The following is a 17,275-nucleotide window of genomic DNA, read 5'->3' as shown; positions in this document are numbered from 1 at the left end:
GCAATCGCAGAATTCGACGTCCCCGCGTCCGGTGCATTGTTGATAACCGGCGCAAACGGCCCGTGGCTGGTGACACGGCGGCCGGACGTGTTATCGGGGGTACGACGCAGTTGCGAGACGGATCGGACCCCCATGCGCATTACCCTCGTCGGCTCCCGCCATTTCGGTGTGACCACCCTGAACATGCTCCGGGAGCACAGCGTCTCGATCGCACGGGTCGTGGTGGCCGACGCCGAGGATCGCCTGGCCGCGGCGGCCAAGGCAGCCGGCATCGAGGTCGTGGTGCAGGCCAATCCCAAGCTGGTGGTGGCCTCCGAGATCGCCCCCGATACCGATCTGATCATCACCGCGCACAGCCATGCCAGGATCGGCAAGGACGCACTGGCCGCCGCCAGGCTCGGCGGGATCGGCTACCATCCCTCGCTGCTGCCGCGCCACCGCGGCAAGGCGGCGGTGGAATGGACCATCAAGGAGGGCGATCCGATCGCCGGCGGCACGATCTATCATCTTGCCGACCGCATGGACGCCGGAGCCATCGCCGCCCAGGACTGGTGCTTCGTCAAGAAGGGCGAGACCGCCCGTGACCTCTGGGAGCGTGCGCTCGCCCCGCTCGGGCTCAAATTGCTGGCCGACGTGATCGATTATGCCAAGGTCCACAAGGCGCTGCCGGCCAAGGTCCAGGACGAGCAGTTCGCGACCTCGGCACCGAGTCTCTCCTGACGTTTACCCTTAACGTGAAGCCGCATTGATTCTGCTTCGAAAATCGGAGTCAAAAACGCAAATAAACCATTGTTTCCACTGGAACAATTTTCGATTTGGCATTGCAACAAACTTCCGTCACATTTGGCCCGAATAAGCGACAGCATATCGGACATATTCAAGGACGGAATTCATGCGTTTTGCTCGCATCGCGGCGTTCTGTGCCGCTTCAGTTTTCGCCGGCACCCTCGCCGCTCCCGCCTTCGCCCAGAGCCCCTATGACGGCAACTGGCAGGTCACCATCGTCACCAAGAGCGGCACCTGTGAGCCGAGCGCAAGCTCGATGCTGACGGTCGCCGACGGAAAGATCACCGCGCCCGGCGCTAACGTTTCCGGCACCATCGGCAGCGGGGGACTTGTGAAAGTTTCGATCAATGGTGCATATGCCAACGGTCAACTCAACGGCAACGCCGGATCGGGGAAGTGGAATGGAGCATCTGCAGGCATACCGTGCAGCGGGCGGTGGGAAGCATCGCGCCAATAAACCAATCGAGGCTCGCGCCCGGAACCGGCGGCTGCTGATCGCGGCCGCCGTTTTGTTTGCGGCGGGGCTCGTCAACTCTGAAGGCAAGGCCCAGTCCGGCCCGTTTGCCCCCCTGGCCGGCACCTGGAACGGCAGCGGCACCGTTACACTGGACGACGGCTCGACCGAACGCATCCGCTGCCGGGCCAAATACGCCCCGATCGGCCCGACCATGGAGATGTCGCTGACCTGCGCCAGCGACGCCTACAAATTCAACCTCGGCGCCAACGTGAAGTCTGAAGGCGGAGCCATCGCCGGCAGCTGGTCCGAGGCCAGCCGCAACATCTCCGGATCGCTCCAGGGCCGCGGCGCCGGCGGCAATTACGAACTGATCGCCTCGACCGCCGGCTTCAACGCCAACATCTCGCTGAAGACCTCAGGCAACAAACAAAACGTCTCGATGCGCGCGGACAGCCAGTTCCGCGGCGCCAACATCTCGCTGTCGAAGTAGGACGACAGCACCGCGACACGAGAAAACGCGACGCGAGAAAAGGCCCGGCGCCCGACGCCGGGCCTTTTCTTATGCGCCGGGCACGAAGGCCGTGACCTCGATCTCGACCTTGGCGCGCTCGTCAACGAGCCCGCCGATATAGAGCAGCGTCGAGGGCGGGAAATTGCGCCCCAGCGTCTCCTTCCAGGCTGCGCCGATTCCGGCGCCGGCGGCCTCATATTCGCTGCGGCTGGTCAGGTACCAGGTCAGGCGGACGATATGCTCCGGGCCTGCACCGGCTTCTGCCAGAAGCTTGATGATCCGCTTCAGGGCGGTCGCCACCTGCGCCGCCATGTCGGGCGCGTAATTGCCGGTCTCGTCGCCGCCGGTCTGCCCGGCCAGCACCACCCAGCGGCCCGGCCCTTCGGCCACGACACCGTGGGAAAATCCGCGCGGTTTTTTCCATTCGGCCGGCTGCAAGATCTGCATGAGCGACGTCTCCCTTTCTTGTTGTTCAATGCTGCTTAGCACGCCGCCTTGCATCGCTGCATCCGCAGATTTGGCCGTTGCAAACCGCGCCGATGTCGCCGATACCGGCCGTCCCCTCGAGGTACGATCTCCCGCACTTGCACCGATGACCGCGACACCGTCCAAAACGATGGCTGCACTGTGGATGGCCGGCTGGCTGGCGCTGATGCTGGTCATGGCCGTCGCCGGCCGTGAGTCCACCCGAGACCTCAACGTCTTCCAGATCATGGAAGTGCGCTCGGTGATCGGCTTCACGCTGCTGCTGCCGATCATCTACCGTGCGGGAGGCTTCAAGGCGGTCGCGACCAAGCGCCTGCCGCAACACCTTGCACGCAACGGCGTGCACTATTTCGCGCAGCTCGGCTGGTTCTACGCACTGACGCTGATCGGAATCGGCCAGGTCGTCGCGATCGAGTTCACCATGCCGATCTGGACCGCCCTGCTCGCAGCGACATTCCTGGCCGAGCGCATGACGGTCTGGAAAATTGCAGCCGTCGTGCTCGGCATCGTCGGCGTCGTCATGATCGTGCGGCCCGCGACCGGCGAGATCAATCCGGGCCAGCTGATCGCACTCGGGGCCGCGATCGGCTTCAGCATCTCCATGATCCTGGCGAAATCGCTGACCCGGACCGAGAGCGCACTCTCGATCCTGTTCTGGATGATCGTCGTGCAGTTCGTCATGGGCCTGCTTCCGACGTTCTATGTCTGGGTCTGGCCTTCGGCCGCCATGTGGGGCTGGCTGTTCGTCATCGGCGTGTGTGGCACGTTCTCGCACTATTGCCTCGCCAGCGCGCTCCGCTACGCCGACGCAACCATCGTGGTTCCCATGGACTTCCTGCGGGTTCCACTCACCGCGACCGTCGGCTGGCTGCTCTATTCCGAGCGGCTCGACACCTGGACCGTGCTCGGCGCGGTGCTGATCCTGTGCGGCAACCTCCTGAATCTAAAGCCGGCTTCGCCGGTTTCGACCCGCGCGCCATGAACCATGTGTCGCCTCGCGCGACAAAACAAAGTGGTCGAGCGTGATTTGGATCACGTTGGAGAACCCCTCCATCGTGCACATTCGGCCACACAGCAGCGGGTTGAACGAGCCGTACCGCCGTTTCGGTGGCGCGAAGTCGGGCTCTTCGTGTAGGTTCGTTGTCGATTTGTTGCTGCCTGCAATTCGATTCTGGGGATTTCAGATGCGCTATCTCACCCTCCTCGCCTCGCTCATGTGCATGGCGTTGTCGGTCAGTGCCGCGAGAGCCGACCGCCGCGTCGCCTTCGTTGTCGGCAACGGCTCCTACAAGAACGTCGCGCAATTGCCGAACCCGCCGATCGACGCCAAGGCGATGGCGGCGACGCTGCGCAATGTCGGCTTCGAGGTGATCGAAGGATCCAATCTCAGCCGCGATCAGATGACGGAAAAGCTGCTCGACTTCGGCCGCAAGGCGCAGGGCGCCGACATCTCGCTGTTCTATTATGCCGGCCACGGCATCGCCGTCGGCGGCACCAACTATCTCCTGCCCGTCGATGCCGACATCAAGTCGGAGATGGACGTCAAGCTGGGCGCTGCCATCAACATCGACCTGACGCTCGAGCAGACCATGGGCGATGCCAAGGTCAAGCTCGTGTTCCTCGATGCCTGCCGCGACAATCCGTTCGCCGCCAAGATCAAGTCGAACGCGGCGACGCGCAGCGTCAACGTGGGAAGCGGCCTTGCCGAGATGAAGTCCGGGGAAGGCACGCTGATCGCGTTTGCGACCGGCCCGGGCCAGACCGCGCTCGACGGCCAGGAAGGCAACAACAGCCCGTTCACCCGCGCGCTGATCGACAACATCACCAAGCCCGGCGTCGAGATCCAGCAGGCGATGACCTCGGTGCGCGCCCAGGTCAACGAAGAGACCCGCAAGGGCCAGCTGCCCTGGGGCCACACCAACCTGATCGGCGCGGTCTACCTCAACCCGTCGCAGACGACACAGGTTGCCAATGCGGCGCCGACCGCCTCCGGCGTCGTGCCGGCGGCCACCAGCGGCACTGATGGCGTCGAGCTCGAATACTGGCGCTCGGTCAAGGAGAGCAACAAGCCGGAAGAGCTCAACGCCTATCTCGCCGCCTATCCGAACGGTCAGTTCAAGGCACTGGCGCTGGCACGGCTCGCCGCGATCAAGAGCGGCCCCTCGACCGCGACACGCACCCTCAATGCAGGCGTCGACCCCGCAGCCTTTACCGACGAGGCCAGCCTGTTGACCGAGGACCAGATCGGCCTCGACAAGACCCAGCGCCGCGACGTGCAGCGCCGCCTCACCGGCCTCGGCTTCGACACCAAGCAGACCGGTGTCTTCAGCGAGGAAACCCGGTCCGTCCTCAAGCGCTGGCAGGCCGCGCGTGGCTATCCCGCGTCGGGCTACCTCAACAAGCCCCAGCACAAGGCCCTGCTCTCCGAAGTCGTCGCTGCGCCGCCGACCGCCAGCGACAACAGCCAGAAGGCGCCCCGGCGTGCTGCCGCGCCCGCAGGCAGCGGCGCGCCGGCCCCGGCTCCCCAGCGCAGCAATCCCGGCGATGCCGCCGGTGCAGCCTTCGTGGGTGGCGTCGTCGGTGGCATGATGGGCGGCATGTTCCGGCGCTGAGACGAAAAGCGCGACGAGCGATCGCAAACAAAAGCCCGGCTCGCGCCGGGCTTTTTTATTGCGGATAATCCTCGGCGAACCAGGGCACGAGCGTTCGGATGCGCGGCATCGCCTGCGTCGTGATGCTCGTTCGCGCCATCTCTGCGATCCGCGGCGCCAGTGATGAGAGATCTCCACGGCGGGTGACCAGAAGCAGTTCGCGAAAGAAGCCGGGGCCCGGCAGCGGGAGAGCGCTGACCTGGGCCGCGTGAGCAAGCCCCTGCAACAAGCACAGCGGCGTGGTGATCGCCACGCCCATCCCCGTGGCGACCATGGCGACCAGGCTGTCCGAGGTGTCAAACTCGAAGGACCGTGGCGGGCGAATGCCCAAACGGCTCAGGTGGCGCTCGACCTGAGCGCCTGCATAGGAGCGCTCGCTGTACCGGACCAGGCGATGCCGGGTCAGGATCTCCCGCAAATCAAGGTCAGCAAATTCGGCTTCCAATCCGCGCGGCACCAGCAGCAGATTTGGCTCGCGGTAGAACGGGAAGCGCTCGATATCGTACAGGTCATCCATCGCATCGCATGTGATCGCCGCGTCGATCGTTCGGTTGACCAGCGCCTCGGCGTGCGAGTGAGCAAGGCCCGACCAGACGGACAGACTCAGCGCGACCTCGCCCGTCATGAGCTCCTTGACGAGGTGCGCGCCGACCGTAGCGGCATAGGAGTCGATGAGGCCGAGCCTCAGATCGACACGTTCAGGCAGTTTCGCCGCGTCCCGAAGTGCGCTGAGCAATGAGTCGAAGTCGCGATTCAGGTCGCGGACACGACCAGCAAGGATGCGGCCCGCCCGCGTCAGTGTCAGCGGCCTCCGGCCGCGGTTGAAGAAGGCGACGCCGAGCGCGGCTTCGGCCCGCCGGACCGCCTGCGACACGGCGGATTGCGTCATCCCGAATTGGCGCGACGCTTCGAGCATGCTGCCGGTGTCCGCGACAGCGGCAACGATCTGGAGGCTTCGCAGGTCTGGGAGCGGTGGCTGCATCTCCACGACTTAAGCAAAAGTCATATGAAGATGCAAATTTGCTTCATTACATGAATTATCCTTGTCGGAGAGCCGCATCTGAAAGCACAATTCATGCTGTCCTAACAATTAAGCAGTTCCGATTGATGAGCGAGAAAGCGGATATTCTGGTGATCGGCCTCGGTGCCATGGGCAGCGCGGCGCTCTATCAGCTGGCCAAGCGGGGGGTGAAGGCGGTCGGCCTCGATCGCTTCGCCCCGCCCCACACGATGGGATCCAGCCACGGCGAGACCCGCATCACCCGCCAGGCGGTCGGCGAAGGCCGCGATTACGTGCCCCTGGTGCTCGATACCCACCGGATCTGGCGCGAGCTCGAAGCGGAGACGTCCGCCGAGCTGTTGAACCCATGCGGCCTCGTCGTCATGGCGCCCGGTGTCGGCGAGACCTCGCACCACGGCAAGCCGGATTTCGTCAAGCGCTCGATTGCGGCGGCGCGCGACTTCGGCATCGCGCATGAGGTGATCGACGGGCGCGAGGTCGCACACCGCTTCCCGCAGTTCCTGAACCTCGAGGGCAACGAGAAGGCCTATTACGAGCCCGGCGGGGGATACGTTTTTCCGGAGCGCTGCATCACGGCGCAGCTGACGCGCGCGGCGCAGCTTGGGGCAACGATACGCACCGGGGTCGAGGTGCTCTCGATCGTGCAGAAGGGTTCCGCCGTTCGGGTGGAAACGTCCTCGGGCACCTTCGAGGCGGACCAGGTCGTGGTGTCGGCCGGCGGCTGGAATGCACACCTGCTCGGCGCGCCGTTCGACCGCGTCCTCACCGTGAAGCGGCAGGTGCTGCACTGGTACGAGCTCGACGATACGAGCGCCTATCGCGCCAATGCGCCCGTGTTCATCTGGATGCATGGCGCGACCGACGTCGATTACCTCTACGGCTTCCCGCCTTTGCCCGGCGACCATCGCCTCAAGGTCGCAACCGAGCAGTACGAGACCGACACCACGGCCGACACCATCGACCGCACCGTCGATCCCAGGGAGTCGGCTGAGATGTACCGCAAGCACGTCGAGGGACGGCTCGCGGGCGCGACGCCGCGCGTCGCACAGGCAGCCGCCTGCATCTACACCGTGACGCCCGATCGGGGCTTCATCATCGACCGGCATCCCGAGCAGGACAGAGTCTTCGTCATCTCCGCCTGCTCGGGCCACGGCTTCAAGCACTCGGCGGGGATCGGCAACGTCGCAGCCGCAATGGTGACCGACGGCCGGAGCGCGATCGACCTTACGCCATTCTCCGTATCCCGATTCTCGTGACGTTTGGCACGAGCCTTGTATCCTCAACAAGCACGCGCAACGCGCGTCGTGATTTCAATCCTGGAGGCGTCATCCGATGAGAAACGTTGTCCTTTCCATGATGGCAGGTGCTGCGGCGCTGATGATGCTTGGCAGCGCTCAGGCAGCCGATGGCGTCGATGCAATCAAGCAGCGCGGCACGTTGAACGTCGGCGTCAAGGCTGACTACAAGCCTTTCGGCTTCCGCGATCCCGCGGGCAACGTGGTCGGCATCGAGCCGGATCTTGCCGCAGACATCGCCAAGCGTCTCGGCGTCAAACTCGAGCTCGTTCCGGTCGCAGCCTCGAACAGGATCGAGTTTCTTCAGCAGGGAAAGGTTGACCTGCTGATCGCGACCATGTCGGATCGGCCGGAACGCCGTCGCGTCGTTCAGGCCATCGAGCCGCTGTATTATTCGGACTATGTGAACATCCTTCTCAACAAGAAGGCCGGTATCAAGGACTGGGCCGACCTCAAGGGAAAACCCGTCTGTGCCACGTCGGGGGCCTGGTACAACAAGGACGTCGCCAAATCCTACGGCCCCGAAATTGTTGCGTTCGACGGCTCGGAGAAGCCTCTGTTCGCCATGAAGCAGGGCAACTGCATCGGCTACGTCTACGATCAGACCTTCCTGCAAGGCAAATTGCTCGAGGACGAGTGGAAGGCGGATTACGACCTCCCGCTCAAGGGCGTTCTGCCGTCGCCATGGATGATCGCCGTCGCGCTCGAGAACACCAGCCTTCAGAAGTTGCTCGAAGAGACGACAAAGGACTGGATGAAGACCGGCTTCATCGTGAATGCCGAGAAAAAGTGGGGCATTACGCCGACCGAGTACTCGCTCTTGATGCACGAGCAATTCAAGGACAAATGAGCGCATGAGACGGAGCGCAGGCCGGGTCCTGCGCTCCGGACAGGTCGAACCCATGCACTGACACGAGGCATCGCCTCAACATCTCGGTGTCGCGCAACATGCAGGCAATCGGCGACTGGTTTCAGCGGCTCTACGACACGACGGGGCTGAATTTCTCCGTATTCTACGACGCCTATGATTGGGGCCGCTACCTCGGCGGCCTCAAGATGACGCTGCTTCTGAGCGTCACGACCATCCTGCTGAGCCTCATCGTCGGTGCGATCGGCGCCTTGATGCAGGGCAGTCCGTCGGCGTTGCTGCGGCTGCCCGTCAATGCCTTCGTGGTGGTGTTTCGCAACACGCCCCCGCTGGTCCAGCTGTTCTTTTTCTATTTCGGCCTCGGCACCATGCTTCCGGCCGTCGAGGCGGCGGGCATGCGCGTGCCGCTGCTGAGCAACGTGCAGTGGGCCATCATCTCGCTGTCGCTGTTCGCGGGCGCCTTCAACGTCGAAATCTTCCGCTCCGGCATCGAGGCGGTACCGCGAACGACATTGGAAGCCGCGGAGGCGCTCGGATACACACGCCTCAAGGCCTACATCCATATCGTCCTGCCGCTGGCCATTCGCGTCTGCCTTCCGGCCCTGAACAACAACCTCGTCAACCTGCTCAAGACCACCACCCTCGCCTACGCGATCGCCGTCCCCGAAACGCTGTATGCGGTCAAGCAGATCTGGTCGGAATCGCAGAACGTGTTCGAGATGATGGTCGTGTTGCTGGCGACCTACGGCATCCTGGTCGGGATCCTCGTCTGGATGATGCATCGCTGGGAGCGGGCGATGCACATCCCCGGTTATGCGCGATGAAGACAACCGGACACAGGCTGGCCGTCCTTCTGCCGTATCGTCCCGCACCGGCCCGGATGTCCGTCCGGATCGGCCCGCTGCCGGCCGCGATCCTCTGCTTCTGTGCCATCATGGCCGCATCCACCGCATGGGCGCAGGCCGGACCGACGACACTGTCGCCGCTGCAAGTCATCGTAAAATGGTCGCCGCTTCTGCTGCGCGGGTTCGCCTTCAACATCCTGATCTCCCTGCTGGCCATGCTGCTCGGGACCATCGCCGGGCTTGGCCTGGGTCTCGCTTTGTTGTCGGAGTCCCGGCTGCTCGCGGCCGTCAGCTGGCTCGTCACACAATTCTTCCGCAACGCGCCCTGGCTGGTGCTGCTGTTCTTCGTGATGTTTCTGGTGCCGTTCCAGATCACGCTGTTCAAGACGACCATCCCCTTGCCGGACTGGATCAAGGCGACCGTGGGCTTCGCCCTGCCCGTCATGGCCAATGTCGCAGAGGTCGTGCGCGGAGCCGTCCGCTCCATTCCATCGACGCAATGGGAGGCGGCGGAGTCGCTTTCCTTCACGCGGCGCCAGACCATGTGGCTGATCATGCTGCCGCAATGCATCAAGCGCATGCTGCCGCCCTGGATGAACATCTATGCCATCGTCGCAATGTCGACGGTGCTGGCATCGATCGTGGGCGTCTCGGAAATGCTCACCCTGACGGCGCAGGTCCACGCCGCGGAAGGCGGCAGGCCGGAGCTGTTCGCACCGCTCTACGGTTTCGCGCTGCTGTGCTTCTTTCTCTACTGTTATCCGATCAACCTCTGGACCGCTCGTCTCGAGCGTCGGTTCCGCGTACGCTGAGGAAGCAGAGCATGGCCACGAGCTGGACTCCGGATCAGCCCATCGTCCAATGCGTCGACGTCAGAAAGTCGTTCGGTGCCCTCGAGGTTCTGAAAGGCATCAGCCTGTCGGTCAGAAAAGGTGAGGTGATCTGTATCATCGGCCCGTCCGGATCGGGGAAATCCACGCTGATCCGCTGCATCAACGCGCTTCAGCCAATCACATCGGGCAGCATTCAGATCGAGGGCATCGAGGTTACCGACCCCAGGCTCGACAAGCTCGCGCTGCGTCGCAAGGTCGGGATGGTGTTTCAGCAGTACAACCTCTTCCCGCACAGGACCGCGCTGCAGAACGTGATGATGGCGCCGATCCATGTTCTCGGCCAGAAGCGCGCCGAGGTCGAAGCGCGCGCCCGGGCGCTGCTCGCCAAGGTGCGGCTCGCGGGCAAGGAGGACACCTATCCGGGCGAGCTATCGGGCGGACAGCAGCAGCGCGTGGCAATCGCCCGATCGCTGGCGATGCGACCGGACATCATGCTGTTCGACGAAGTGACCGCCGCCCTCGATCCGGAAACGGTCAAGGAGGTTCTGGTGACGATCCGGGAGCTCGCCGAGGATGGCATGACGTGCATCCTCGTGACCCACGAAATGAACTTCGCCCGCGAAGTCGCCGACCACGTCTACTTCACCGATCGCGGTGTGATCGTCGAGCACGGGCCGCCGGACGTCCTGTTCACGGCGGCCAAGGACGAGCGCACGCAGCGGTTCCTGTCGCAGGTCCTCTGAGTTTCGCTCGTGCGCCGGCTTTCGGCGCGCCCTTGGCAGCCGCGCCTACTTGCCCGCCGCCTTTCGCAGCGCCTCGTTGATGCGGTCTTGCCAGCCGGGTCCGCCTTGCTGGAAAAACTCCAGCACGTCCTGGTCGAGGCGCAGCGTGACCTGCTCCTTGATGCCGGGGACGGCATTCTGCTTCGGCGGCGGCGCGGCGACCTTGGCCGTCACCTTCTTGAACGCCGCCTCGGCCTCGGTCCGCGCGTCTCCCAGCGTGCGCGGCCGCCTCGGTTGATCCGCCATGGGCTAGATTCCTTCGAACAGAGCCGTTGAAAGATAGCGCTCGGAGAAGGACGGCACGATCGCCAGGATGGTCTTGCCCGCAGCTTCCGGACGCTTGGCGATCTGAAGCGCGGCGGCGATCGCGGCACCCGAGGAGATACCGCCCGGAATGCCCTCGTGCCGCGCCAATGCGCGCGCGGTCTCGATCGCCGTGGTCGAGTTGATCTTCACGATCTCGTCGATCACCGAGCGGTCGAGGATGTCGGGCACGAAGCCGGCGCCGATGCCCTGGATCTTGTGCGGCGTGTGCTGGCCGCCCGACAGCACCGGGCTCTCCTCCGGCTCGACCGCGACCACGCGCAACGACGGTTTGCGCGGCTTGAGCACCTGGCCGACGCCGGTGATGGTGCCGCCGGTGCCGACGCCTGCGACGAAGAAGTCGATGTTGCCCTCGGTGTCGTTCCAGATCTCCTCGGCGGTGGTGCGACGGTGCACCTCGGGATTGGCAAGGTTCTTGAACTGCTGCGGCATCACCGAGTTCGGCGTCGTCTTCAGAAGCTCCTCGGCGGCCGCGATCGCGCCCTTCATGCCCTGTGCGGCCGGTGTCAGCACCAGCTCGGCGCCGAGAAAGGCCAGCATCTTGCGCCGCTCGATCGACATGGATTCCGGCATCACCAGCTTGAGCCGGTAGCCGCGCGAAGCCGCCACGAAGGCGAGCGCGATACCGGTATTGCCGGAGGTCGGCTCGATCAGCACGGTGTCGGGCTTGATGATGCCGGCCTTCTCCATCGCGATGATCATCGCCGCGCCGATGCGGTCCTTCACGCTCGCGGCCGGGTTGAAATATTCAAGTTTTGCCAAAATCGTCGCATTCACCCCGTGCTGGCCCGGCAGGCGGCGCAAGCGCACGATCGGCGTGTCGCCGAAAGCCTCGACGATCGAAGAATAGATCCGGCCGCGGCCGGCTTGGTGCGCTGCACCCGTTTTGGACGATGCGTCCATCATGGACTCCCTCTGGCGACAATTTTCACCGCTGTCGCAGCTGCCTTGCAGTTACAGACAGCTGGCGGCGACACGCAAGCGGCAATACGGCCCGCCCGGAACCCGCCTCCCAGCAAAATCATGTGACCCGCCAGGCCGTTCCACCCCCCCTGGCTTGGGGGCGCACCACCCTGTCGTGCGTTGTCAATCTGTTCACGATTGCCGTGCTGAACTGCCGGCAGCGTCCAGCCTCCTGATCCCCGCTTGTGTCTCAGCCGGATATCCCCCGACAGGCGACGTCCGGCCGGCTGACCGCGGTCGGGGTGCCGCCCGGCCGATCCGGTCATGGGACGGAGGCGGAAGCGGCAGAGAACGCATGATGCATCAACGGCTCGCCTTCATCGATACGCTGCGCGGTATCGCCGTCCTGTCGGTGGTGATCCAGCATGCGCTCGAGGTGATCGTGCGGGAGCACCCGACCGGCGGTTATCACGCGGTCTTTCACGACGCGATCGGCTACTACATGAATTTCGGCCGCTTCGGCGTGGTGCTGTTCTTCTTCGTCTCTGGCTTCGTCATCCCCTTCAGTTTTCCCGCCAGCGCATCTCCTGTGAACGACTTCTCGGTCAGTCGTTTCTTCCGGCTCTACCCGGCCTACTGGGCCTCGATCGCGCTGGGCCTGGTCACGATGCTGCTGGTCGAATCCAAGACCTATTCGCTGGCGCAGATCGCCGTGAACCTCACGATGCTGCAGTCGTTCCTGGAGGTCCCTCACCTCTGGGACTTCTACTGGACACTGACGATCGAGCTGCTGTTCTACGTGGTCTGCATCGTTCTGTTTGCGGCAGGACTGCTGAACCGGCGCTCCACCGCCATCGCCATCGTCGTTGCAACCGCATTCGCCGGTATCGCGGTGGCTGTCCTGGTCGAGAACAGGGCGGCCTGGATCATGATGGAGGTCGCGCTGAACCTTTCGGCGATGTTCCTCGGCAAGATCGTTCGCGATACCGTCATCGGCGGATCGCTGCGGTGGCGGCATGTCGCCATATGCACGGCGCTGTACGCCGTCTTCGCGATCGCGCTGGCCAGCAGGCGCTATGGCGGGACGTATGAGGACAATTTCTTCTACAGCTATTCGATCGGTGCGGCCTATGTCTGCGCCGCCCTCGTCTTCATCGTGTTTGCCGCATTCGGCGAGAGGATGGCCTGGCGCCCGGTCGCCTTCGTCGGCCTGATCAGCTATTCGGTCTACCTGCTGTCGCCGTTCGCAATGGTCTGGGTGCACCGTTACGCCTGGCTTGGCGATGGCCCGCTGGCATGGTTCGCCTTTGTCGCCGCGGTCGTCGCATCATCGATTTTTGTCAGCTGGCTGTCACATTCGCTCGTCGAGAAACCCTGGATCGCGTTTGGACGCATGCTTCGTTCAGACCGCAGCAAGCCGGCTGCTCTCGCGCCGGCACTCGGCCGGCAGCGCGCGGCGCAATGACGAAGCGTCACGACGTGTGACGCAATGCGCCTCGGACTCCCGCAACGCACACGGATTGTTTGCGCTGCAATAGCGAGAGCGAAACAGCGGCAGAACACGCCAAGGTGAGACGAATTTTAGAAAAGCCAACGCTTTTGTGTTGCGACCTCGTCAACGGCTTCTGCTTATGTTAGACTTCCGTCTTAAAGCAGGGAGGTCACCACGATGTCAGCAGTTGCTGAAGTGTTGTCGACCGTCGCGCACACCCGCGATCCGCGTTGCAGCGAGTTGCCCACCTGTCCCGTCTGCGCCGACTCCATGGTCGCCGCTGAAGCATCCGCTTACGTCTCGGACCACATGATCAGCTACCTCTGGACCTGCGACAATTGCGGCTACGGCTTTGTCACCAAGCACGCCGTCAAGCAGCGGATCGTCTGCAATTGACGTTGCGCACGTGATCAGCGCGGGGCGATATCGCCCCTCGCCCAGTCCTCACGCGTACGCTGGTAGAACTCGTCGAACGTTCCGTGTGCGATCGCGTCCCTGATGCCCTGCATCAGGGACTGGTAGTAAGCGATATTGATCTCGGACAGCAGCATCGCCCCCAGCGTCTCGCCCGCCTTGACGAGATGATGCAGGTAGGCGCGCGCGTAGTTGCGCGTCGACGGCCATGGACTTTCCGCGTCGAGCGGACGCGGATCGTCGGCGTGGCGTGCGTTGCGCAAGTTCACCTGACCGAAACGGGTGAAGGCAACGCCATGCCGGCCATTGCGCGTCGGCATCACGCAATCGAACATGTCGATGCCGCGCTTCACCGCTTCGAGGATGTCGTCGGGCGTGCCGACGCCCATCAGATAGCGCGGCCGCTCCTGCGGCAGCAGCGGCGCGGTCTCGTCGATCATCGCCAGCATCACCGCCTGCGGCTCGCCGACGGCAAGGCCGCCGATCGCGTAACCATGGAAGCCGATCTCCACGAGGCCCTGGGCGCTGGCGTGACGAAGCTGCGGGATGTCGCCGCCCTGCACGATGCCGAACAGCATGTAGCCGTCGGGCGCGCTCTCGAAGGCGCGCTTGGAGCGCTCGGCCCAGCGCAACGACAGCCGCATGGCGCGGTCGATGTCGTCGCGCTCGGCGGGAAGCCGCACGCATTCGTCCATCTGCATGGCGATGTCGGAGCCGAGATAGCGCTGCACCTCGATCGAGCGCTCCGGCGACAGTTCGACCTTGGCGCCGTCGATATGCGAGCGAAAGGTAACGGCGTGCTCGCTGACCTTGCGCAAATCAGCCAGCGACATCACCTGGAAACCACCGGAATCCGTCAGCATCGGGCCGTTCCAGCCGGTGAATCTCTGCAAGCCGCCGAGCGCGGCGATCCGCTCCGCGCCGGGGCGCAGCATCAAATGATAGGTGTTGCCGAGCACGATGTCGGCGCCGGCGTCGCGCACTTCGCGCCAGTGCATACCCTTCATCGCGCCGGCGGTGCCGACCGGCATGAAGGCCGGCGTGCGCACAACGCCGTGCGGTGTGGTCAGGCGCCCGGTGCGAGCGGCGCCATCGGTGCCGAGCAGTTCGAAATGGTTTGGTAGGCTGCTATCAGAAGGATTCATGGCGGTGCTTATTGCGTGTCAGGCGAGACCGATCAACCCGCTCGGACCCTCCACTGCCTCAGAGTGGGACAGATTTGACGCGCGGCTCGGTGTTCCCGCGGCTTGCCAAATAAAACGATACAGTGTAGTTTTACCGTGGGGGCTGGACGAGATGCCGCGGTGACTTTGCCGGCGGCAGTATTTGCGTGATCGCCAGCCACCGACAATGCCTTCCCTTTCAAGTTCGACTGAAATCTCCGGCGCCTCGCGCGGCCGGATCAGGCACGCAGGTGTCCGCCTGACCGGGCTCCTGGTCCTGTCCCTGGGGCTGGCGCTCGGCGCCTGCACTTCCCTGCCCCGCACGCCCTACACGGCCGCCGAAGCCCAGGCCTCGCGCGTGCTCGATATCGACGGCCTCAGGCGCTACGCCGACGAGCCGGTCACGAAGTTCAGCTTCGAGAAGGACACCAGCACCGCGACGAAGACCTATCTGGCGCTCTCCGGCGGCGGCGCCGATGGTGCCTACGGCGTCGGCGTGCTCAATGGTTGGACCGCGGCCAGAACCCGCCCCACCTTCACGGTCGTCTCGGGCGTCAGCACCGGCGGGCTGATCGCGCCTTTCGCGTTTCTCGGCTCGCAATATGACGACACGCTGAAGGACGTCTACACCAGCGGCATCGCGGAAAGCCTCCTGAACGATCCCAGCATCATGCGCGTGCTGTTCGGATCCGGCCTGTTCGGCAACACGCGGCTGCGCGAGCTCGTCGCCCGCTATGTCGGGCCCGAGATCATGGCGCAGGTCGCGCGCGAGAACGCCAAGGGCCGCAGGTTGCTGATCGTGACGACCGATCTGGACACCCAGCGCACCGCGATCTGGGACATGGGCAAGATCGCAGCCGTCGGCACGCCCGAGGCGCTCAAGCTGTTTCGCGACGTGATGGCGGCCTCCGCCAGTATTCCGCTGGTGTTTCCGCCGATCATGATCGACGCCGAGGGCCAGGGCCGCAAATTCCAGGAGATGCATGTCGACGGCGGCGTGACGGCGCCGGTGCTGACGTTGCCGGACGCGCTGCTGTTCCAGGGCAGCCGCCTGCCAGGCAGCGCGCGGATGGACATCTACATCCTCGTCAACAAGAAGATCGAGCGCAATTTCGAGCTGGTGTCCAACAGCACCATCGACGTCGCCTCGCGCAGCCTGTCGGCGATCACGCAGTCGCAGACCCGCTCGATCATCTTCTCGACCTACGATTTCGCCAAGCGCAACCGCCTGGGCTTCCACCTCTCCTATATCGCGCGCGACTATCCCGCGCCGCCGTCGGAAGGGTTCGACACCGGCTATATGCGGGCGCTCTACCAGTACGGATATGAGAAGGCCGCGTCCGGCCAGGCCTGGACCTCGACGCTGCCGTGACCCCGCCGTAACGGAACGAGGTCGTATCGAGACCGTTGACGATACGGCCAGTTCGGCCAGATTCGCGATGACGCCCCGGCTCCTGCGCGATATAGAGCGAATGACAGGAAACGCGCAGGAATCATTGGGCATGGGATTGACTGCGACCAGGACAAGATCGGCATCGCCGCGGCGCGAGGTGCCGAAATCGCGCGGCGGCCGGCCGACCAAGACCGCCGCCATCGAACGCGACCAGCGGCTGATCGAGGTCGCCACCCGCCTGTTCCTGGACCGCGGTTTCGACGCCACCTCGCTCGACGCCGTCGCGGAGGCGGCGCGCGTGAGCAAGCCGACCGTCTATTCCCGCTATGGCGACAAGCGCGGCCTGTTTGCCGCCGTGCTCCGGCGCGAAATCGAGCGCTGGCTTGCGCCTCTTTCCGCAGCAGCCGAAACGCAGCTCTCCAGCGCCTCGGACATTTCCGTCGAGCAGCGGCTGGTCGAGATCGGGCGCGAAATGCTGACCTTCACCTGCGGGCCCGATGCCGTCGCCTTCAGCCGCATGATGACGTCACAGGCCATCAACTTCCCCGACGTCGCCAAGCTCGGCAAGGAGGAAGGCTGGCTCAAGGCGGTCGCCACCACCGCGCGCTTCTTCGACCATCTGGTGGCGCAGGGCGCGCTCGACCTCGAGGACACGACGATCGCAGCGGAAGTGTTCCTCGACGTCGTCGTCGGCCATACCCACCGCATGGCGACGTTCGGGATGGCGCTCGAGATGAAGGCCGCGGAAAAGCGGATGCGCGCCGCCATCAAGCTGTTCCTGGCCGGCGCGCTGGGTCCGGCCGACCGCGTCCAGGACCTGCCCAAAGACGCGCCCAAGGCCACGCCGCGGCGCCGCCGGTCGCGCTGACAATTCCGTGAGCTTGCGATCTTTCCCCGCGGGGAACGGCGCCACGTCGTTGACCGAAATAAAACGATACGGTATGGTTTAGTTATGAACCGGTACGGTCCGCTTTTTCACCAGCCCCAAAGAGGACCGTGCTGTTTCGAACGCCGCGGCGGGCACAACCTGCTACGACGCTCCGCGGCCGGC

The 17,275-nt window shown here is 64.3% G+C and carries 19 protein-coding genes; 14 read left to right on the top strand and 5 right to left on the bottom strand.

The genetic code is table 11. The features are described from left to right. Positions 1 to 132: 132 nt before the first annotated feature. From A7X65_RS06185 to A7X65_RS06180, 3 genes are all read left to right on the top strand, one after another. Positions 133 to 720, top strand: a complete 588-nt coding sequence (locus tag A7X65_RS06185; protein WP_063683392.1) for a formyltransferase family protein — start codon at positions 133 to 135, stop codon at positions 718 to 720. A gap of 172 nt (positions 721 to 892) precedes the next feature. After that, positions 893 to 1,243 carry a hypothetical protein gene (locus tag A7X65_RS40440; protein WP_082884840.1) on the top strand — a complete coding sequence of 117 codons (351 nt, stop codon included), beginning with the start codon at positions 893 to 895 and terminating at the stop codon, positions 1,241 to 1,243. Continuing rightward, a complete protein-coding gene (locus A7X65_RS06180; protein WP_063683391.1) occupies positions 1,188 to 1,733 on the top strand; it encodes a hypothetical protein in 546 nt (181 codons plus the stop codon). The genes A7X65_RS40440 and A7X65_RS06180 overlap by 56 nt, the downstream gene beginning before the upstream one ends. Before the next feature lie 69 nt (positions 1,734 to 1,802). Here the strand turns inward: A7X65_RS06180 and A7X65_RS06175 are convergent, their stop codons facing one another. Then, positions 1,803 to 2,201 carry a RidA family protein gene (locus A7X65_RS06175; protein WP_063683390.1) on the bottom strand — a complete coding sequence of 133 codons (399 nt, stop codon included), beginning with the start codon at positions 2,199 to 2,201 and terminating at the stop codon, positions 1,803 to 1,805. A gap of 145 nt (positions 2,202 to 2,346) precedes the next feature. Here A7X65_RS06175 and A7X65_RS06170 point away from each other — a divergent pair, with 145 nt between their 5' ends. Beyond that, positions 2,347 to 3,222: a DMT family transporter gene (locus tag A7X65_RS06170; protein ID WP_063683389.1), complete on the top strand. Its 876-nt coding sequence runs from the start codon at positions 2,347 to 2,349 to the stop codon at positions 3,220 to 3,222. A gap of 202 nt (positions 3,223 to 3,424) precedes the next feature. Continuing rightward, a complete protein-coding gene (locus tag A7X65_RS06165) occupies positions 3,425 to 4,852 on the top strand; it encodes a caspase family protein (RefSeq protein WP_063683388.1) in 1,428 nt (475 codons plus the stop codon). 55 nt (positions 4,853 to 4,907) lie between these two features. Here the strand turns inward: A7X65_RS06165 and A7X65_RS06160 are convergent, their stop codons facing one another. After that, positions 4,908 to 5,873, bottom strand: a complete 966-nt coding sequence (locus tag A7X65_RS06160; RefSeq protein WP_063684827.1) for a LysR family transcriptional regulator — start codon at positions 5,871 to 5,873, stop codon at positions 4,908 to 4,910. Between the two features lie 125 nt (positions 5,874 to 5,998). On the opposite strand from A7X65_RS06160, the gene solA reads away from it, so the two are divergent. The 5 genes from solA (at position 5,999) to A7X65_RS06135 (ending at position 10,496) form a co-directional block, all read left to right on the top strand. After that, complete coding sequence (gene solA / locus A7X65_RS06155; protein ID WP_063683387.1) at positions 5,999 to 7,168, top strand: N-methyl-L-tryptophan oxidase; 1,170 nt, start codon at positions 5,999 to 6,001, stop codon at positions 7,166 to 7,168. Between the two features lie 76 nt (positions 7,169 to 7,244). Continuing rightward, the gene (locus tag A7X65_RS06150) at positions 7,245 to 8,057 is read left to right on the top strand and encodes a transporter substrate-binding domain-containing protein (protein ID WP_063683386.1); all 813 of its coding nucleotides are present in this window, start codon (positions 7,245 to 7,247) and stop codon (positions 8,055 to 8,057) included. A 98-nt stretch (positions 8,058 to 8,155) separates the two neighbouring features. Next, on the top strand, positions 8,156 to 8,899 hold the full coding sequence (locus A7X65_RS06145; RefSeq protein ID WP_063684826.1) for an amino acid ABC transporter permease: 744 nt from the start codon (positions 8,156 to 8,158) through the stop codon (positions 8,897 to 8,899). After that, a complete protein-coding gene (locus A7X65_RS06140; RefSeq protein WP_063683385.1) occupies positions 8,896 to 9,732 on the top strand; it encodes an amino acid ABC transporter permease in 837 nt (278 codons plus the stop codon). Before A7X65_RS06145 ends, A7X65_RS06140 begins: the two co-directional genes overlap by 4 nt. An 11-nt stretch (positions 9,733 to 9,743) precedes the next feature. Next, entirely contained in the window at positions 9,744 to 10,496 is a 753-nt protein-coding gene (locus A7X65_RS06135) for an amino acid ABC transporter ATP-binding protein (RefSeq protein ID WP_063683384.1), read from the top strand. Between the two features lie 45 nt (positions 10,497 to 10,541). On the opposite strand, the gene A7X65_RS06130 is transcribed toward A7X65_RS06135, so the two are convergent. Then, positions 10,542 to 10,781, bottom strand: coding sequence for a BrnA antitoxin family protein (locus A7X65_RS06130; RefSeq protein ID WP_063683383.1), 240 nt, complete (start codon positions 10,779 to 10,781; stop codon positions 10,542 to 10,544). A 3-nt stretch (positions 10,782 to 10,784) separates the two neighbouring features. Continuing rightward, entirely contained in the window at positions 10,785 to 11,762 is a 978-nt protein-coding gene (gene cysK, locus A7X65_RS06125; protein WP_063684825.1) for a cysteine synthase A, read from the bottom strand. Between the two features lie 355 nt (positions 11,763 to 12,117). Here cysK and A7X65_RS06120 point away from each other — a divergent pair, with 355 nt between their 5' ends. Continuing rightward, the gene (locus A7X65_RS06120; protein ID WP_245323292.1) at positions 12,118 to 13,227 is read left to right on the top strand and encodes an acyltransferase family protein; all 1,110 of its coding nucleotides are present in this window, start codon (positions 12,118 to 12,120) and stop codon (positions 13,225 to 13,227) included. 204 nt (positions 13,228 to 13,431) lie between these two features. Then, positions 13,432 to 13,650 (top strand): hypothetical protein, encoded by a 219-nt coding sequence (locus A7X65_RS06115; RefSeq protein ID WP_063683382.1) that lies wholly within the window; start codon positions 13,432 to 13,434, stop codon positions 13,648 to 13,650. A 14-nt stretch (positions 13,651 to 13,664) separates the two neighbouring features. On the opposite strand, the gene tgt is transcribed toward A7X65_RS06115, so the two are convergent. Beyond that, positions 13,665 to 14,813 (bottom strand): tRNA guanosine(34) transglycosylase Tgt, encoded by a 1,149-nt coding sequence (tgt, locus tag A7X65_RS06110; RefSeq protein WP_063683381.1) that lies wholly within the window; start codon positions 14,811 to 14,813, stop codon positions 13,665 to 13,667. Between the two features lie 205 nt (positions 14,814 to 15,018). Here tgt and A7X65_RS06105 point away from each other — a divergent pair, with 205 nt between their 5' ends. Both A7X65_RS06105 and A7X65_RS06100 read left to right on the top strand, forming a co-directional pair. After that, positions 15,019 to 16,203 (top strand): patatin-like phospholipase family protein, encoded by a 1,185-nt coding sequence (locus tag A7X65_RS06105; RefSeq protein WP_245323290.1) that lies wholly within the window; start codon positions 15,019 to 15,021, stop codon positions 16,201 to 16,203. A gap of 130 nt (positions 16,204 to 16,333) precedes the next feature. After that, complete coding sequence (locus A7X65_RS06100; protein WP_063683380.1) at positions 16,334 to 17,092, top strand: TetR/AcrR family transcriptional regulator; 759 nt, start codon at positions 16,334 to 16,336, stop codon at positions 17,090 to 17,092. Positions 17,093 to 17,275 lie beyond the last annotated feature (183 nt).

The organism is Bradyrhizobium stylosanthis (assembly GCF_001641335.1).
GTDB lineage: Bacteria > Pseudomonadota > Alphaproteobacteria > Rhizobiales > Xanthobacteraceae > Bradyrhizobium > Bradyrhizobium stylosanthis.
This window is presented reverse-complemented; position numbering and strand designations above follow the sequence as displayed.